A 16,219-nucleotide genomic window follows, 5' to 3' on the forward strand; every position below is an offset into this window, starting at 1 on the left:
GCCCGGGGGGGGGGGGGGGGGGGGTGTCGCGGCCATTTCCCCGGGCCCGCGGTGTGTTTTGGGCGCCGGCCCGGGGGGGGGGGGGGCGGCCCCGCCCCGCCCCCCCCCCCCGCCGCGTCGTCGTCCAGGCGGCGGCTATTCGGCCAGATGCCGCTCCACGGTCTCCACCTTGGAGGTGAGACCGTCACTCACGCCGGGCCTGATGTCCGCCTTGAGCACCAGCGACACCCGCGGCGCCCGCGCCTCGACGGCGGCGACGGCCCGCTTGACGACGTCCATGACCTCGTCCCAGCTGTCGCCCTCGATGGACGTGAACATCGCGTCGGTGCGGTGGGGCAGGCCCGACTCGCGGACCACTCGGACGGCGTCGGCGACGTACTCCCCCACGTCCTCGCCGACGCCGAGCGGCGTCACGGAGAAGGCGACGATCATGCGTTGACCTTGCCTTCCCTGCGGGCGCGGGCGGCGATGACCGCGTCCTCGGCCTCGCGCTTGAGCTTGCGCTCGGCGAAGAAGCCGCCGGTCGGGAGGACGGAGAGGACGAAGTAGAGCGCGGCGGTCTTCAGCGGCCACTTGGTGCGGTTCCAGGCGTCCGCCCAGAAGATCACGTACAGGATGAAGAGAACGCCGTGGATCATGCCCATCGCGGGCACCGCGTTGAAGTCCGTGGTCCGCTTCAGCACCGAGCAGACGAGCAGGAGCAGGAACGAGACCGCCTCGGGGGCCGAGACGAGACGGAGGCGGCGGAGGGCGGTGGCGGTCTTGATGTCCACGGGTCACCTTCGGGTGGGTTCGGTGGGTGAGACGTCGGTCGGCTCAGCTCAGCTTGTGAACGCAAGCACAAACGCTTGTCCATTGTGGCAAACCCCGGACGCCGGTTCGGCCCCGGGGTCGCAGCTCCCGGCTGCGCCGGGACGAGTCCGGATGAGCGGCGCCTAAGGGGCCCGTCAGGGGTGAAGTCAGCCTTGGGGATCTGTTGGCGGGACGCCCCGACGGTTACCTTCGCTGCGTGGCGATGTTCCGACTTCAGGGCAGCAAGGTGCTCGCCGTCGACATGACCGGGGACGCCGTGAAGGCGAAGAACGGCTCGATGGTCGCGTACGACGGGCAAATGGACTTCAAGAAGATGAGCGGCGGCGGTGAGGGTCTGCGGGGCATGGTGACCCGGCGCCTCACCGGCGAGCAGATGACGCTGATGGAGGTGAAGGGGCACGGGACGTGCTGGTTCGCGGACCGCGCCTCCGAGATCAACCTCGTCGGCCTCCAGGGCGACAAGCTCTACGTCGAGTCGAGCAACCTGCTCGCGACCGACGGGGGGCTGCGCACCGGCACGTCCTTCACGGGCATGCGCGGCGCCTCGCAGGGCAATGGGCTGTTCACGACGACCGTCGAGGGGCACGGCCAGGCGGCGATCATGTCGGACGGACCGGCCGTGGTGCTGCGGGTCAGCGCGCAGTATCCGCTGACCGTCGACCCGGGGGCGTATGTGGCCCATCAGGGAAACCTGCGGCAGTCCTTCCAGTCCGGTGTGACGTTCCGCACGCTCATGGGCGAGGGCGGCGGCGAGGCCTTCCAGATCCGCTTCGAGGGGGACGGGCTGGTGTACGTACAGCCGAGCGAGCGGAACACGATCGCGGGGGACGTGTGACATGGGCTTCCGCGAGATCAACTCCAAGATGGTCGAGGCGACGGTCATGCCCGGCCAGCGGCTGTTCAGCCAGCGCGGCGCGATGCTCGCCTACAAGGGCGAGGTGTCCTTCACCCCCAACACGGCCGGCGGGCAGGGCGGGATCGTGTCGATGCTCGGGCGCCGGGTGGCGAACGAGGACACCCCGCTGATGACGGTCGAGGGCAGCGGCACCGTGCTCTTCGGGCACGGCGGCCACCACGTCCAGGTGATCAACCTCACCGGCGACACCCTGTGCGTCGAGGCCGACCGCCTCCTCGCCTTCGAGGGCACGCTCCAGCAGGGCACGATGTTCCTCGGCTCGCAGGGCGGGGTCATGGGCATGGTCCGGGGGCAGATCAGCGGGCAGGGGCTGTTCACGACCACCCTCAAGGGGCACGGGTCCGTGGCCGTCATGGCCCACGGCGGCGTCTTCGAGATCCCCATCACCCCGCAGCGCCCCGTCCACGTCGACCCCCAGGCCTACGTCGCCCACCACGGCGACGTACGCAACAAGCTGTCCACCGCGCTGGGCTGGCGCGACATGGTGGGCCGGGGCTCCGGCGAGGCCTTCCAGCTGGAGCTCAGCGGCAGCGGTGCGGTGTACGTCCAGGCGTCGGAGGAAAAGCTGTGAGCCACTACCCGGGTGCGGGTCCCACCGTGTACGACCCCATGACCCTGCCCGCCGACGACAACGTCAACGCCTACACCTTCTGCGTGGAGCTCAAGGGGAGCCAGTGGTTCCTGCAGAAGGGGAAGATGATCGCCTACTACGGCTCGATGGAGTTCAACGGCATCGGGCACGGCCGACTCGACGGACTTGTCCGTACGTCCTTCCATTCGCCTCTGCACGCGAGCGACTGGGTCGTCGCGGCGGGCTCGGGCAAGATGCTGCTGGCCGACCGGGCCTTCGACGTCAATTCGTACGACCTCGAAGACGGCAACCTGACCATTCGCTCGGGCAACCTGCTCGCTTTTCAGCCAAGTCTCGCGCTCAAGCAATCGATCGTGCCGGGTTTTCTGACCCTCATCGGAACCGGAAAGTTCGTGGCCGCATCTAACGGTCCGGTGGTGTTCATGGAACCCCCGATCCGGGTGGACCCGCAGGCGCTCGTCGGCTGGGCCGACTGCCCGTCGCCGTGCCACCACTACGACCATGGCTACATGACCGGCGTGATGGGCGGTCTACGTGCACTGACAGGCCTCGGCGGGGCCTCCGGAGAGGAGCATCAGTTCGAGTTCGTCGGAGCCGGCACGGTGCTGCTCCAGTCGACCGAGACCCTGATGGCCGACCAGGCCACGGGGGCGGTTCCGTCGGAGCCCGGAGTGCCCGGTTCCGGCGGGTCGCACACAGGCCCTTCACAAGTGGCCGGGGCACCGCGCCTTCCCGGACAGCTGGGGGACCTCCAGCGTCGCTTCGGGCTGTGAGCGGTAGTCTGCGGAGTGTGACATCGAACGTGTGAGCAAACAGAGTTCACACAGACGTGTCATAGAAAACCCTCACTAGTTCGCCTTTCAACTTCTTAGGTAGACTTCATTCATGGAGACCGAGACGGCCACCCGCTGGCTGACCGATGCGGAGCAGTGCGCCTGGCGCACCCACCTGGAGGTCAACAGGCTGTTGAGCTACCAGCTCGAAAAAGACCTTCAGCCGTTCGGCCTGACGATGAACGACTACGAGATCCTGGTGAACCTCTCCGAGTCGGAGGACGTACGGATGCGGATGAGCGACCTCGCGTCGGCCACCCTCCAGTCCAAGAGCCGCCTCTCCCACCAGATCACCCGGATGGAGAACGCGAACCTGGTCCGGCGTGAGAACTGCGAGTCCGACCGCCGCGGGCTCTACGCGGTCCTCACCGACCACGGCATGGAGACGATGAAGAAGGTCGCGCCCCATCATGTGGCGTCTGTGCGGAGGCACTTCATCGACCTCATGGCCCCCGAGTCCCTGACCGAGCTCGACAAGGGCCTCAAGCCGATCGCCGAGCACCTGCGCGGCCAGCGCGGACGCCCGTAAACCGGGCCGAACCGGCGCCCAGGGCCTGATCCGCCGGACAGGCCCTACCTCTCCTGCCGCAGGCGGAGTTCGAACAGGGCTCCGCCCGCCGGTGCCCGGCCCACGGTGAGCGTGCCCCCGTGCCGCACGGCGACGTCGCGGGCGATGGCCAGGCCCAGCCCGGCGCCGCCGTCGTCCCGGCTGCGAGCCTCGTCCAGCCGGACGAACCGCTCGAAGATCCGCTCCCGGTCGGCCTCGGCCACCCCGTCCCCGTCGTCGGCGACGGCCACGACCGCCCAGGCACCGTCCCCGCGCACGGTCACGGTGACCGCCGAGCGGGCGTGCCGCTGGGCGTTGTCCAGCAGGTTCGTGAGCACCCGGCCCACCTGCCCCCGCGACCCGGCCACCTCCACGCCCTGCGTCTGAACCGTCACGCCCGCCCGCCCCTCGGCCTCCCGACGGGCCAGCGCCCCGAGGTCGAACCGCGTGTCACCGGGCCGCTCGCCCGCGTCCAGGCGGGCAAGGAGCAGCAGGTCGGCCGCGAGTCCCTGCAGTCGTACGGTGTCCTCCACGGCACCGTCGAGGTCGAGCAACTCGGGGTGCGCGGCGGCCACTTCCAACTGGGTGCGCAGGGAGGCGATCGGGCTGCGCAGCTCGTGGGAGGCGTCGGCGACGAAACGGCGCTGCTGTTCCACGGAGGACTGCAGCGCGGCCAGCGTCTCGTTGGTGGTGCGGGCGAGCCTGGCCACCTCGTCGTGGGTGTCCGGCTCCGGCACACGCCGGGCGAGGTCCTGGGACGCGGTGATCGTGGCCATCTCGCGCCGGATGCCCTCGACCGGGCGCAGGGCGCGCCGGGTGACCAGCCAGGTCACGGCCCCGACGACGCCGAGCAGCAGCGGGAAGCCGATCAGCATGACGGTCAGCGCGCTGTTCACGGCGCTCTGTTCGGCGTCCAGCGAGCCACCCGCATAGACGGTGAGCTGCCCCCTGTCGCCGGCCTCCACCGGGACGGCGGCGAAACGGTAGTCGGCGGTCTCGCCGTCGATCGTCGCGGAGCCGTCGGTGAAGTCGGTCCCCTCGCCGATCTCGCCGGCGTCCTGGGCGGTGTGGTCGTCGGCGTCGTCATCGGCGTCCTCGCCGCCCGTGCCGCCCGTGCCGGTCGTCCCCGTACCGCCCGTCCGTGCCTGCGGCTTCACCGCGTCGGTGGCCGTGCCGCTGATCCGCTGCAGGTCGTCACTGGCCGCGACCAGCGTGTTGTTCTCGTCGACGACCTGGACCGGACTGTCGTCGTCCATGTCCAGCTGGCCGTAGGCCTTCCCGGCGGCGAGCTGGGCGACGACGTTCTGCGCCGAGCGTTCCGCCTCGTTGCCCGCCTGGTCGATCAGATTGGACCGTAGCGACAGCAGCACCGCCGCCCCCGCCGCGACCAGCGCCACGGCGACGACGAGGGTGGCGCCGAGCGTGGCCCGCGACCGTACCGAACCGAAGAGCCTGCTCATCGTTCTTTCTCCAGCCGGTACCCGGCGCCCCGCACCGTCCGGATGAGCCCGGCGCGCAGCTTGCGCCGCAGGGTGCTGACGTACACCTCGACGATGTTCGGATCGCCCTCGTACGCGAAGTCCCAGACGTGCTCCAGGATCTCGGACTTGGACACCACCTCGCCGGCCCGCAGCACGAACTGCTCCAGGACCGCGAACTCCTTGGCGGTGAGGGTCACTTCGTCGTCGCCGAGGAAGACCCGGCGGGCGGCGGTGTCGACCTTCAGATCACCGTGGACGTGCACGGGAGAGGCCCCGGCGCCCTGGCCGCCGCGCCGCAGCAGCGCCTTGACGCGGGCCACGAGGACGACGTACGAGAACGGCTTGGTGAGGTAGTCGTCGGCACCGGTGTCCAGCCCCTCGGCCTCGTCGTACTCGCCGTCCTTGGCGGTGAGCATCAGGATCGGCACCTCGTGGCCGGCGGCGCGCAGGGCGGCGCAGACGCGGTAGCCGTTCATGCCGGGCAGCATGATGTCGAGGATCACGAGGTCGTACGACCCCTCCGAGGCGCGGTACAGCCCCTCACGGCCGTCGTGGACGACGTCCACGGCGTATCCCTCGGCGGTCAGGCCCTTGGCGAGCGACAGGGCCAGCCGCTTCTCGTCCTCCACGATCAACAGGCGCATGCGTAAAGGTTCGCAAAGCGAAGCTGAAGATCTCTTCAGGGGGCTTCAGGTTCCTCTCAGCGTCGGTTCGGCAGATTGGTTCCCGTCGAAGCGAAGAGACACGAAACGACGCGAAGTGAATTACCTCGGGAGGAACCGGAAATGAAGCGCAACATCGTCATCGCCACCGTCGCCGCCGCGGCCCTGATCGGAGGCGGCACCGTCGCGGCCTACGCGGTCGGTGGCGACGAGAGCGCGCCCACGCGGCAGCAGTCGAACGTGCGGGTCGCCGACGACCGGGACGACAGCGCGGAGGACGGCGCCGAGGACAAGGCGGACGACACCGCCGATGACCGGGACGACGACGTCACCGAGATCCGTTCGGAGGCCGCCGCCGCCAAGGTCACCTCGGCCAAGGTCACCGCCGCCGACGCCATCGCCGCCGCGCTGAAGCACACGCCGGGCACGGCCGTCGCCGCCGACCTGGACGACGACGGCTCGAACGTCTGGGAGGTCAACGTCGTCAAGGGCGACGGCGCCGACTACGACGTCCGGGTCTCCGCGGACAACGGCAAGGTCCTCGGCGCCCAGCGCGACGCCGACGACGACAACGACGGCCGCGAGGACCTCGCCGCGCTGAAGGGCGCGAGCGTGGACGCCCGCGAGGCCGCGCGGGCCGCCGCCGCGAAGGGCGCCGTCACCGACGTCGACCTGGACGACGACGGCCCCGCCGCCTGGAGCGTGGAGACCGCGAAGGGCGAGTGGAAGGTCGACCTCAAGACGGGCAAGGCCACCCAGGACCAGGACGACCGGGACGGTCAGGACGACCGCGACGGCGCCGACGACTGACGTCGGACCGTTCACACGAGGGGTACGGGATGTCCGGTACCCCTCTTTCGTTTCTTTCGCCGGCGTCAGGTCGAGCTGGACCGCGAGCGCGGCACGGTCGCCGTCCAGGTCGGCGTCCGCCCTGACCGCCGGGTCCCGCACCGCATGCCACGGCCAGGGCGGTCAGCAGCATCACGGCACCGGCCAGCGCGAAGCACATCGCCGCCGGCAGCCACCCGACCAGCACACCGGCCGTCGCGGCACCGGCCGTACTGCCCGCGTTGACCGCGGTGTTGACCCAGGCCCCGGCCTGGACCCGGGCCTCGGGCGCGGCCGTCTCGTCGGCGATGAGATACGCGGTGGTGATCAACGGGGCGACGAAGACCCCGGCGACCGCGACCGCCACGGCCAGGGTGCCCAGCCCCTGCGCCAGCCCGGCGCCGCACAACGCAAGACCCAGTCCGGCCGCCTGCCCGGCCAGCCGAGTCCCGGCGGAGGCCCGCCACGCGACGGCCCCGTTGAGCAGCCCGCCGACGGCGCTTCCGGCGGACAGGGCGGCCAGCACCCAGGCGGCCGCACTGCCACCGCCGTGACCGTGCGCCTCGGCGAAGGCCACGACCAGCAGATCGACGACGCCCAGCGCGAGGCCGACCCCGGCGGCGGCGATCACCGGCCGCCCGAGCCCGCGCAGCACTCGCCGCCCGGCCGTACGCGGCCCCGCCTCGCGCCCGCCGGCCGGCACCGCCCGCACCACGGGCGAGGACACGAACCCGGCGGTCCCGACGACCATGAGGGCAGCACCGAGGAGCACACCGACCGCCGGCGGAGCGAAGCCGACGAGCACGCCCACCAGCAACGGCCCCGAGACGAAGAGCAGTTCCTCGGCCACGGCGTCGAGACTGTAGGCCCGCTGCATCAGCGCCCGCTCGGGGGCCAGCCGCCCCCACACCGCCCGCATGGTGGGCCCGAGCGGCGGAGTGCAGGCCCCGGCGAGGGCGCCGGCGGCCCCGAGGACGAACGGCGAGGCACCCGGCCGCCAGACGAGCGCCGCCAGCAGCCCGAGCAGGCAGGTGTGGGCCGCGACCATCGGCACGAGCGCCCGGCGCGGCCCGTACCGGTCGATCAGGGCCGCCCTCGCGGGCGACAGGAAGACGCTGGCACCGGAGAACAGCGCGATGACGATGCCCGCCACCGCGTACGACCCGGAGGCCCGGGCCACGGCGAGCATCACGGACAACGGGGCGACGCCGTACGCCAGCCTGCCGAGCAGGGCGGCGGCGAAGGTACGGCGGGCATGGGGGATCCGGAGAACGGCGGCATACGAAGGCCGCACCACAGACGTGGAAGACACGGAGGTTCCTCGACTCGAGGCGGAAAAGGGAACGCGCGAGCGCCGCGACGGCCCCGGCCGAGCGGCCGTTCACCGTGCGCGGGCAGGGCGTGCCCTATGCCAAGAGGAGGTACATGTGGGTCAACCTAGCAGCGGAGGGCGGGAGTTGACCACGTAGAGGCCCTCGGGCCTCAGGTCCGCGTCAGCCCCGCCACCAGTTCGTCCGCCGCCCGGTAGGGATCCAGTTCCCCGGCGACGATCCGCTCCGCCAGGGCGCCGAGGCGGCGGTCGCCGTGGAGGTCGGCGATGCGTTCGCGCAGGGCCGTGACGGCGATGGACTCCACCTCGCGGGCGGCGCGGGCGCGGCGGCGTTCGGCCAGGACTCCGTGCTCCTCCATCCAGGCGCGGTGCTTCTCCAGGGCTTCGAGGACCTCGTCGATGCCCTCGGCGCGGGCGGCGACCGTCTTGACGATCGGCGGGCGCCAGTCGCCGGGGCCGCGGGATTCGCCGAGGCCGAGCATGTGGTTGAGCTCGCGGGCGGTGGCGTCGGCGCCGTCGCGGTCGGCCTTGTTGACGACGTACACGTCGCCGATCTCCAGGATGCCCGCCTTCGCCGCCTGGATGCCGTCGCCCATGCCGGGGGCGAGCAGGACGACGGAGGTGTCGGCCTGGGAGGCGATCTCCACCTCCGACTGGCCGACGCCGACCGTCTCGACCAGGATCACGTCGCACCCCGCCGCGTCGAGCACACGGATCGCCTGCGGGGCGGCCCACGCGAGGCCGCCGAGGTGGCCGCGCGTCGCCATCGAGCGGATGTAGACGCCGGGGTCGGAGGCGTGGTCCGACATCCGGACGCGGTCCCCGAGCAGAGCGCCGCCCGAGAACGGCGAGGACGGGTCGACGGCCAGGACGCCGACCCGCTTGCCCTGCTTGCGGTACGCGGTCACCAGGGCGGAGGTGGACGTCGACTTGCCCACCCCCGGAGAGCCCGTGAGGCCGACGACGTACGCGTTGCCCGTCAGCGGGGCGAGCGCCGCCATGACCTCCCGCAGCTGCGGGGACGCCCCCTCCACCAGGGAGATCAGCCGGGCCACAGCCCTCGGCCTGCCCTCCCTGGCCTGGGCCACCAGCGTGGAGACGTCCTGCATCACAGCTCCGTTCCGAGAGTCACGTACGGCGGGTTCAGGCCTTGGGTACCCGCACGATCAGCGCGTCACCCTGCCCGCCGCCACCGCACAGCGCGGCCGCGCCGACCCCGCCGCCCCGCCGCTTCAGCTCCAGGGCCAGGTGCAGGACGAGTCGCGCACCCGACATACCGATCGGATGGCCCAGGGCGATGGCCCCACCGTTGACGTTCACCTTTTCGGAGGACACTCCGAGGTCCTTCATTGACTGCACCGCGACGGCGGCGAAGGCCTCGTTGATCTCGATCAGGTCGAGGTCGGAGACCTCCAGGCCCTCCTTCTTCAGGGCGTGCAGGATGGCGTTGGAGGGCTGGGACTGGAGGCTGTTGTCCGGGCCCGCGACGTTGCCGTGGGCGCCGATCTCGGCGATCCAGTCCAGGCCGAGCTCCTGCGCCTTGGCCTTGCTCATGACGACGACCGCGGCGGCACCGTCGGAGATCTGCGAGGACGAGCCCGCCGTGATGGTGCCCTCCTTCGAGAAGGCCGGGCGCAGCTTGCCGAGCGACTCCGCGGTGGTGTCGCCGCGGATGCCCTCGTCCTTGCTGAAGAGGATCGGGTCGCCCTTGCGCTGCGGGATCTCGACCGGGGTGATCTCCGCCTCGAAGATCGCGTTCTTCTGCGCGGCGGCGGCGCGCTGGTGGGACAGGGCGGCGATCTCGTCCTGCTCGGGGCGCAGGATGCCGAGGCGGGTGTTGTGCTTCTCCGTCGACTCGCCCATGGCGATGTTCTCGAAGGCGTCGGTCAGACCGTCGTACGCCATCGCGTCGATCATCTGCACCGCGCCGTACTTGTAGCCCTCGCGGGACTTCGGCAGCAGGTGCGGGGCGTTGGTCATGGACTCCTGACCGCCCGCGACGATCACGTCGAACTCGCCGGCGCGGATCAGCTGGTCCGCGAGGGCGATCGCGTCGAGGCCGGACAGACAGACCTTGTTGATGGTGAGCGCCGGGACGCTCATCGGGATGCCGGCCTTCACGGCCGCCTGGCGTGCCGGGATCTGGCCCGCGCCGGCCTGCAGCACCTGGCCCATGATCACGTACTGCACCTGGTCGCCACCGATCCCCGCACGGTCGAGGGCGGCCTTGATCGCGAAGCCGCCGAGGTCGGCTCCGGAGAAGGACTTCAGCGAGCCGAGCAGCCGCCCCATCGGGGTGCGGGCACCCGCGACGATCACGGACGTCGTGCCGTTTCCAGAAGACATGAGGTGCGATCCCCTTCCAGCTTGGACAGCCGAGGAGTGAACGAGGGTTTACTTCGAATGTACTGAGTGGCACTCCGTGCCGTCACCGGGCCGTCGGTGTGATCGCGCGCACGTTGCGTAACCACCTCGGGAGCGCTGCACTGAACAACATGCTGACGCGAATCGACCACATCGGGATCGCCTGTTTCGACCTCGACAAGACCGTCGAGTTCTATCGGGCCACCTATGGCTTCGAGGTGTTCCACTCCGAGGTCAACGAGGAGCAGGGCGTCCGCGAGGCCATGCTCAAGATCAACGAAACCTCCGACGGCGGCGCCTCCTACCTGCAGCTTCTCGAACCCACGCGCCCGGATTCGACCGTCGCGAAGTGGCTCGACAAGAACGGCGAGGGTGTCCACCACATCGCTTTCGGTACGGCGGATGTCGACGCTGATGCCGCCGACATCAAGGACAAGGGCGTACGCGTTCTGTACGAAGAGCCCCGACGCGGCTCCATGGGGTCACGAATCACCTTCCTGCACCCAAAGGATTGCCACGGCGTACTGACAGAACTGGTCACTTCGGCGCCTGTTGAGTCACCTGAGCACTGACCCTCGTACATATGGGCCGGTAGGGTTGGGGGCGGTCGCCGCTCACTCCAGGGTGACCCGGCCCCTCCGTCCTGACGGTGGGACCGTCCGGGGTCCGGGTTTCGGGGGACGAGGGTGGGGCAACAGCCCGTGCTCCGCCGTTGATCTGACACCATTCCCCGGGGGCCCCGTTCGGCGGATGGACGGTGCTCGTATGGAGAGACTTGCGACCAGGGGACGGATGGGACCGCGCAGTGCGGGGCTACGAACGCCAGGAGCGAGAGCCGGCGGCTGACGTCGACCACCTCTCTCGGTTCGAGGCCGAGATGGATCGGCTGAAGACCGAGCGGGAAAAGGCGATTCAGCACGCCGAGGACCTCGGCTACCAGGTCGAGGTGCTGCGCGCCAAGTTGCACGAGGCGCGGCGCACCATCATGTCCCGACCGGCCTTCGACGGCGGTGACATCGGCTATCAGGCCGAACAGCTGCTGCGGAACGCCCAGGTCCAGGCGGACCAGCTGCGCCAGGACGCCGAGCGGGAGCTGAGCCAGGCCCGCGCGCAGACCCAGCGCATCCTGCAGGAGCACGCGGAGAACGCGGCCCGCCTGCAGGCCGAGCTGCACCAGGAGGCGGTCACCCGCCGCCAGCAGCTGGACCAGGAGCTGGCCGAGCGACGGCAGACCGTCGAGTCGCACGTCAACGAGAACGTGGCGTGGGCCGAGCAGCTGCGCGCCCGCAGTGAGTCGCAGGCCCGCCGTCTGCTGGACGAGTCCCGCGCCGAGGCCGAGCAGGCCATGGCGACCGCGCGCGCCGAGGCCGAGCGGCTCACCGGCGAGGCCCGCCAGCGCCTCACGGGTGCGGCCGAGGAGGCCCGGGCGGAGGCCGAGCAGATCCTGCTCCGGGCCCGTACGGACGCCGAGCGGCTGCTGAACGCCGCGTCCACGCAGGCCCAGGAGGCCACCGACCACGCCGAGCAGCTGCGCAGCTCCACGGCGACCGAGTCGGACAGCGCCCGCCGCCAGGCCACCGAACTCAGCCGCGCCGCCGAGCAGCGCATGGCGGAGGCCGAGGAGGCGCTGCGCAAGGCGCAGGCCGAGGCCGAGAAGCTGGTCGCCGAGGCCACGACGGCCGCCGAGAAGGCGCTCTCCAGTGCCGAGTCGGCCAACGAGCAGCGCATGCGTACGGCGAAGGAGCAGGTCGCCCGCCTGGTCAGCGAGGCCACCAAGGAGGCCGAGACCACCAAGTCGGACGCCGAGCAGGTCGTCGCCGACGCGCGCGCCGAGGCCGAGAAGATCGTCGCCGAGGCCGCCGAGAAGGCCCGCACGATCACCGCCGAGGAGAGCGCGACCCAGCTGTCGAAGGCGGCCAAGACCGCCGAGGACGTCCTCAACAAGGCGCAGGAGGACGCGCAGAACACCACCAAGGCCGCCGCCGAGGAGGCCGAGCGGATCCGCACGGAGGCCGAGGCCGAGGCGGACCGGCTGCGCGCGGAGGCGCATGACATCGCCGAGCAGCTCAAGGGCTCGGCGAAGGACGACACCAAGGAGTACCGCGCCAAGACGGTCGAGCTGCAGGAGGAGGCCCGCCGGCTGCGCGGCGAGGCCGAGCAGCTGCGCTCGGACGCGGTCGCCGAGGGCGAGAAGATCCGTGCGGAGGCCCGCAAGGAGGCCGTCCAGCAGATCGAGGAGGCGGCCAAGACCGCCGAGGAGCTGCTCGCCAAGACCCGGCAGGACGCGGACGAGCTGCGCCAGAAGGCCACGACGGACAGCGAGAAGGTCCGCACCGAGGCCATCGAGCGCGCGACGACGCTGCGCCGCCAGGCCGAGGAGACCCTCCAGCGCACCCGTCAGGAGGCCGAGCGGCACCGCGAGGAGGTCGTCGAGCAGGCCGAGGGCATCAAGTCCGACGCCGAGCAGGCCGCCCGTGAGCTGCGCGAGGAGACCGAGCGCGGCGTCGAGGCCCGCCGCGCGGAGGCCGCCGAGGAGCTGGCCCGGCTGCACACCGAGGCCGAGCAGCGGCTCGCGGCGGCCGAGGAGGCGCTCAGCGACGCCCGTGAGGAGGCCGCCCGCATCCGGCGCGAGGCAGCCGAGGAGACCGAGCGGCTGCGCACCGAGGCCGCCGAGCGGATCCGTACGCTGCAGCAGCAGGCCGAGGAGGAGGCCGACCGGCTGCGCAACGAGGCCGCGTCCGACGCGTCCGCGTCCCGTGCCGAGGGCGAGGCCATCGCCGTACGCCTGCGGTCGGAGGCCGCCGCCGAGGCCGAGCGGCTGAAGTCGGAGGCCCAGGACACCGCCGATCGGGTACGGGCCGAGGCACAGGCCGCCGCCGAGCGGCTCGGCACCGAGGCGTCCGAGACGCTGGCCGCCGCACAGGAGGAGGCCGCCCGGCGCCGCCGCGAGGCCGAGGAGACCCTCGGCTCCGCCCGCCAGGAGGCCGACCAGGAGCGTGAGCGGGCCCGCGAGCAGAGCGAGGAGCTGCTGGCATCCGCCCGTAAACGGGTGGAGGACGCGCAGGCCGAGGCGGTGCGGCTGGTCGAGGAGGCCGACCGGCGCGCCACCGAGATGGTGTCGGCGGCCGAGCAGCACGCCCAGCAGGTCCGCGACTCCGTGTCGGGGCTGCACGAGCAGGCCCAGGAGGAGATCTCCGGGCTGCGCAACGCGGCCGAGCATGCGGCGGACCGTACCCGCCGGGAGGCCCAGGAGGAGGCGGACCGGGTCCGCTCCGACGCCTACGCCGAGCGGGAGCGGGCCAGCGAGGACGCGGGCCGCATCCGCCGCGAGGCGAACGAGGAGTCCCAGGCCGCCAAGTCCCTCGCCGAGCGCACCGTCGGGGAGGCGATCGCCGAGGCGGAGCGGCTGCGGTCGGACGCCGCCGAGCACGCCCAGCGGGTGCGTACGGATGCGTCGGAGACCGTCGCCGAGGCCGAGCAGGCCGCGTCGCGCACCCGGGCGGACGCCCGCGAGGACGCCAACCGGATCCGCTCGGACGCGGCGACGCAGGCCGACACCCTCATCACCGAGGCGCGTTCGGAGGCGGAGCGGCTCCAGTCGGAGACGGTCACCGAGGCCGACCGGGTGCGCACCGAGGCGCGCGCCAAGGCCGAGAAGCTGGTCGGGGACGCCACGTCGGACGCGGAGCGGCTGCGCGCCGAGGCCGCGGAGACGGTCGGGTCGGCGCAGCAGCACGCGGAGCGGGTCCGCAGCGACTCCGAGCGGGTCAAGGCGGAGGCCGCGGCGGAGGCCGAGCGACTCGTCACGGCGGCGCGCGAGGAGGCCGAGCGCACCCTCGACGAGGCCCGCAAGGACGCGGGCAAGCGTCGCCAGGACGTGGCCGAGCAGGTCGACAAGCTCATCTCCGAGACCACGGCCGAGGCCGACAAGCTGCTCACCGAGGCGCAGCAGCAGGCGCACAAGACGACCGCGGACGCCGAGGCGCAGGCCGACACCATGGTGGGCGCCGCCCGCACGGAGGCCGACCGCCTCGTCTCGGAGGCGACGGTCGAGGGCAACTCGCTGGTGGAGAAGGCCCGTACGGACGCGGACGAGCTGCTCGTCGGCGCCCGCCGGGACTCCACCTCGATCAGGGAGCGGGCGGAGGAGCACCGCGACCGTGTCACCGGCGAGGTCGAGGCGCTGCACGACCGGGCCCGCCGGGAGATCGCCGAGACGATGAAGTCGACCGGCGACCGCTGCGACGCGCTCATCAAGGCCGCCGAGGAGCAGATGGCCAAGGCGCAGGCGAAGGCCAAGGAGCTGGTGTCGGAGGCCAACTCCGAGGCCGGCAAGGTCCGTATCGCCGCCGTCAAGAAGGCCGAGGGCCTGCTTAAGGAGGCCGAGCAGAAGCGGTCCACGCTGATCCGCGAGGCCGAGGAGCTCAAGGCCGAGGCGATCCGCGAGGCCCGGCGCACGGTCGAGGAGGGCAAGCGCGAACTGGAGGTCCTGGTGCGGCGGCGCGAGGACATCAACGCCGAGATCTCGCGTGTCCAGGACGTCCTGGAGGCGTTGGAGTCCTTCGAGGCACCGTCCGCCGGCAAGGATGGCGGGGTCAAGGCCGGTGCGACAGTGGGCGCCCCCCGATCGGGTGGCAAGTCGCCGGACAGCTAGCCAAGAGACCGGACTGCGGTGTTTTCTGGGGTCTTTGACCAGATCTTTGGCAAGCAGTCCTGAGGTTAGCCACCCAAAAGGGGTGTCATTCTCCAGATCAAACACGCATCCGCTCGATGACACACCGCTTCGGCCCCTAGGATTCCACCTATCACCTCACCGGTCTCATTCGACAGGAACCCCATGAGCGACACTTCCCCCTACGGCTTCGAGCTTGTGCGGCGTGGGTACGACCGCGCGCAGGTGGACGAACGCATCTCGAAGCTCGTCTCCGACCGCGACAGCGCTCTGGCCCGCATCACCGCTCTGGAAAAGCGCATCGAGGAGCTCCACCTCGAAACGCAGAACGCCCAGGCCCAGGTGACCGACGCCGAGCCGTCGTACGCCGGACTCGGCGCGCGTGTCGAGAAGATCCTCCGCCTCGCCGAGGAAGAGGCCAAGGATCTGCGCGAGGAGGCCCGCCGCGCTGCCGAGCAGCACCGCGAGCTCGCCGAGTCCGCGGCCCAGCAGGTGCGCAACGACGCAGAATCGTTCGCTGCGGAGCGCAAGTCCAAGGCCGAGGACGAGGGCGTCCGGATCGTCGAGAAGGCCAAGAGCGACGCCTCCCAGCTGCGCGCCGAGGCGCAGAAGGACGCTCAGTCCAAGCGCGAGGAGGCCGACGCCCTCTTCGAGGAGACCCGCGCCAAGGCCGCGCAGGCCGCCGCCGACTTCGAGACGAACCTCGCCAAGCGCCGCGAGCAGTCCGAGCGCGACCTGGCGTCCCGTCAGGCCAAGGCCGAGAAGCGCCTCGCCGAGATCGAGCACCGGGCGGAGCAGCTGCGCCTGGAGGCGGAGAAGCTGCGCACCGACGCCGAGCGCCGTGCCCGCCAGACGGTGGAGACGGCCCAGCGCCAGGCCGAGGACATCGTGGCCGACGCCAACGCCAAGGCCGACCGCATCCGTTCGGAATCCGAGCGCGAGCTCGCGGCTCTCACCAACCGCCGCGACAGCATCAACGCTCAGCTGACGAACGTCCGCGAGATGCTGGCGACGCTCACGGGCGCCGCGGTGGCCGCCGCCGGCACCCCGGCCGAGGACGAGCCGATCTCCCGTGGGGTTCCCGCCCAGCAGACCCGGTAACGATCCGGCGCACGTCTGCTGAATTTTGGCAAAGCCCTCTGCCACTGGGGTGGCAGAGGGCTTTGTCCCGTTTTAGCGTG

15 protein-coding genes are annotated in these 16,219 nt (G+C 71.4%); 8 read left to right on the forward strand and 7 right to left on the reverse strand.

Translation table 11 applies throughout. The features are described 5' to 3' along the window. Positions 1–135: 135 nt before the first annotated feature. Together ACIA8X_RS10835 and ACIA8X_RS10840 are read right to left on the reverse strand one after the other, a co-directional pair. Complete coding sequence (locus ACIA8X_RS10835) at positions 136–432, reverse strand: MTH1187 family thiamine-binding protein (protein ID WP_393448950.1); 297 nt, start codon at positions 430–432, stop codon at positions 136–138. Beyond that, positions 429–773, reverse strand: a complete 345-nt coding sequence (locus ACIA8X_RS10840) for a DUF3817 domain-containing protein (protein WP_393448947.1) — start codon at positions 771–773, stop codon at positions 429–431. Before ACIA8X_RS10840 ends, ACIA8X_RS10835 begins: the two co-directional genes overlap by 4 nt. Positions 774–1,015: 242 nt before the next feature. On the opposite strand from ACIA8X_RS10840, the gene ACIA8X_RS10845 reads away from it, so the two are divergent. The 4 genes from ACIA8X_RS10845 (at position 1,016) to ACIA8X_RS10860 (ending at position 3,683) form a co-directional block, all read left to right on the forward strand. After that, on the forward strand, positions 1,016–1,648 hold the full coding sequence (locus tag ACIA8X_RS10845; protein ID WP_393449022.1) for an AIM24 family protein: 633 nt from the start codon (positions 1,016–1,018) through the stop codon (positions 1,646–1,648). 1 nt (position 1,649) lies between these two features. After that, positions 1,650–2,300, forward strand: coding sequence for an AIM24 family protein (locus ACIA8X_RS10850; protein WP_393448944.1), 651 nt, complete (start codon positions 1,650–1,652; stop codon positions 2,298–2,300). Continuing rightward, positions 2,297–3,094 carry an AIM24 family protein gene (locus ACIA8X_RS10855; protein WP_399458211.1) on the forward strand — a complete coding sequence of 266 codons (798 nt, stop codon included), beginning with the start codon at positions 2,297–2,299 and terminating at the stop codon, positions 3,092–3,094. Before ACIA8X_RS10850 ends, ACIA8X_RS10855 begins: the two co-directional genes overlap by 4 nt. Before the next feature lie 112 nt (positions 3,095–3,206). Further along, positions 3,207–3,683 (forward strand): MarR family winged helix-turn-helix transcriptional regulator, encoded by a 477-nt coding sequence (locus ACIA8X_RS10860; protein ID WP_393448938.1) that lies wholly within the window; start codon positions 3,207–3,209, stop codon positions 3,681–3,683. 44 nt (positions 3,684–3,727) lie between these two features. Here the strand turns inward: ACIA8X_RS10860 and ACIA8X_RS10865 are convergent, their stop codons facing one another. Both ACIA8X_RS10865 and ACIA8X_RS10870 read right to left on the reverse strand, forming a co-directional pair. Beyond that, on the reverse strand, positions 3,728–5,161 hold the full coding sequence (locus tag ACIA8X_RS10865; RefSeq protein WP_393448935.1) for a sensor histidine kinase: 1,434 nt from the start codon (positions 5,159–5,161) through the stop codon (positions 3,728–3,730). Further along, positions 5,158–5,826, reverse strand: coding sequence for a response regulator transcription factor (locus ACIA8X_RS10870; RefSeq protein ID WP_393448932.1), 669 nt, complete (start codon positions 5,824–5,826; stop codon positions 5,158–5,160). The genes ACIA8X_RS10865 and ACIA8X_RS10870 overlap by 4 nt, the downstream gene beginning before the upstream one ends. Before the next feature lie 141 nt (positions 5,827–5,967). On the opposite strand from ACIA8X_RS10870, the gene ACIA8X_RS10875 reads away from it, so the two are divergent. After that, positions 5,968–6,654: a PepSY domain-containing protein gene (locus ACIA8X_RS10875; RefSeq protein ID WP_399458212.1), complete on the forward strand. Its 687-nt coding sequence runs from the start codon at positions 5,968–5,970 to the stop codon at positions 6,652–6,654. Here the strand turns inward: ACIA8X_RS10875 and ACIA8X_RS10880 are convergent. From ACIA8X_RS10880 to ACIA8X_RS10890, 3 genes are all read right to left on the reverse strand, one after another. Beyond that, positions 6,581–7,984: an MFS transporter gene (locus ACIA8X_RS10880; RefSeq protein WP_399458213.1), complete on the reverse strand. Its 1,404-nt coding sequence runs from the start codon at positions 7,982–7,984 to the stop codon at positions 6,581–6,583. The two genes, ACIA8X_RS10875 and ACIA8X_RS10880, sit on opposite strands and share 74 nt — an antisense overlap. Positions 7,985–8,154: 170 nt before the next feature. Continuing rightward, positions 8,155–9,111, reverse strand: a complete 957-nt coding sequence (meaB, locus tag ACIA8X_RS10885; RefSeq protein WP_393448923.1) for a methylmalonyl Co-A mutase-associated GTPase MeaB — start codon at positions 9,109–9,111, stop codon at positions 8,155–8,157. 34 nt (positions 9,112–9,145) lie between these two features. Further along, the gene (locus ACIA8X_RS10890) at positions 9,146–10,348 is read right to left on the reverse strand and encodes an acetyl-CoA C-acetyltransferase (protein ID WP_393448920.1); all 1,203 of its coding nucleotides are present in this window, start codon (positions 10,346–10,348) and stop codon (positions 9,146–9,148) included. A 149-nt stretch (positions 10,349–10,497) separates the two neighbouring features. Here ACIA8X_RS10890 and mce point away from each other — a divergent pair, with 149 nt between their 5' ends. The 3 genes from mce (at position 10,498) to ACIA8X_RS10905 (ending at position 16,139) form a co-directional block, all read left to right on the forward strand. Beyond that, positions 10,498–10,938, forward strand: a complete 441-nt coding sequence (mce, locus tag ACIA8X_RS10895; RefSeq protein WP_059192301.1) for a methylmalonyl-CoA epimerase — start codon at positions 10,498–10,500, stop codon at positions 10,936–10,938. Positions 10,939–11,171: 233 nt separating this feature from the next. After that, positions 11,172–15,020 carry a polarized growth protein Scy gene (gene scy / locus ACIA8X_RS10900; protein ID WP_399458214.1) on the forward strand — a complete coding sequence of 1,283 codons (3,849 nt, stop codon included), beginning with the start codon at positions 11,172–11,174 and terminating at the stop codon, positions 15,018–15,020. A 183-nt stretch (positions 15,021–15,203) separates the two neighbouring features. Next, positions 15,204–16,139, forward strand: a complete 936-nt coding sequence (locus tag ACIA8X_RS10905; protein ID WP_093906566.1) for a cellulose-binding protein — start codon at positions 15,204–15,206, stop codon at positions 16,137–16,139. Positions 16,140–16,219: the final 80 nt, after the last annotated feature.

It is taken from the genome of Streptomyces sp. NPDC051738, assembly GCF_044453205.1.
Classification (GTDB): domain Bacteria; phylum Actinomycetota; class Actinomycetes; order Streptomycetales; family Streptomycetaceae; genus Streptomyces.

What these genes read in the sequence shown, in the direction of transcription:
- ACIA8X_RS10835 (WP_393448950.1), bottom strand. Translation starts at nt 432, where the DNA reads ATGATCGTCGCCTTCTCCGTGACGCCGCTCGGCGTCGGCGAGGACGTG.
- ACIA8X_RS10845 (WP_393449022.1), top strand. Translation starts at nt 1,016, where the DNA reads ATGTTCCGACTTCAGGGCAGCAAGGTGCTCGCCGTCGACATGACCGGG.
- ACIA8X_RS10850 (WP_393448944.1), top strand. Translation starts at nt 1,650, where the DNA reads ATGGGCTTCCGCGAGATCAACTCCAAGATGGTCGAGGCGACGGTCATG.
- ACIA8X_RS10860 (WP_393448938.1), top strand. Translation starts at nt 3,207, where the DNA reads ATGGAGACCGAGACGGCCACCCGCTGGCTGACCGATGCGGAGCAGTGC.
- ACIA8X_RS10865 (WP_393448935.1), bottom strand. Translation starts at nt 5,161, where the DNA reads ATGAGCAGGCTCTTCGGTTCGGTACGGTCGCGGGCCACGCTCGGCGCC.
- ACIA8X_RS10870 (WP_393448932.1), bottom strand. Translation starts at nt 5,826, where the DNA reads ATGCGCCTGTTGATCGTGGAGGACGAGAAGCGGCTGGCCCTGTCGCTC.
- ACIA8X_RS10875 (WP_399458212.1), top strand. Translation starts at nt 5,968, where the DNA reads ATGAAGCGCAACATCGTCATCGCCACCGTCGCCGCCGCGGCCCTGATC.
- meaB (WP_393448923.1), bottom strand. Translation starts at nt 9,111, where the DNA reads ATGCAGGACGTCTCCACGCTGGTGGCCCAGGCCAGGGAGGGCAGGCCG.
- ACIA8X_RS10890 (WP_393448920.1), bottom strand. Translation starts at nt 10,348, where the DNA reads ATGTCTTCTGGAAACGGCACGACGTCCGTGATCGTCGCGGGTGCCCGC.
- mce (WP_059192301.1), top strand. Translation starts at nt 10,498, where the DNA reads ATGCTGACGCGAATCGACCACATCGGGATCGCCTGTTTCGACCTCGAC.
- ACIA8X_RS10905 (WP_093906566.1), top strand. Translation starts at nt 15,204, where the DNA reads ATGAGCGACACTTCCCCCTACGGCTTCGAGCTTGTGCGGCGTGGGTAC.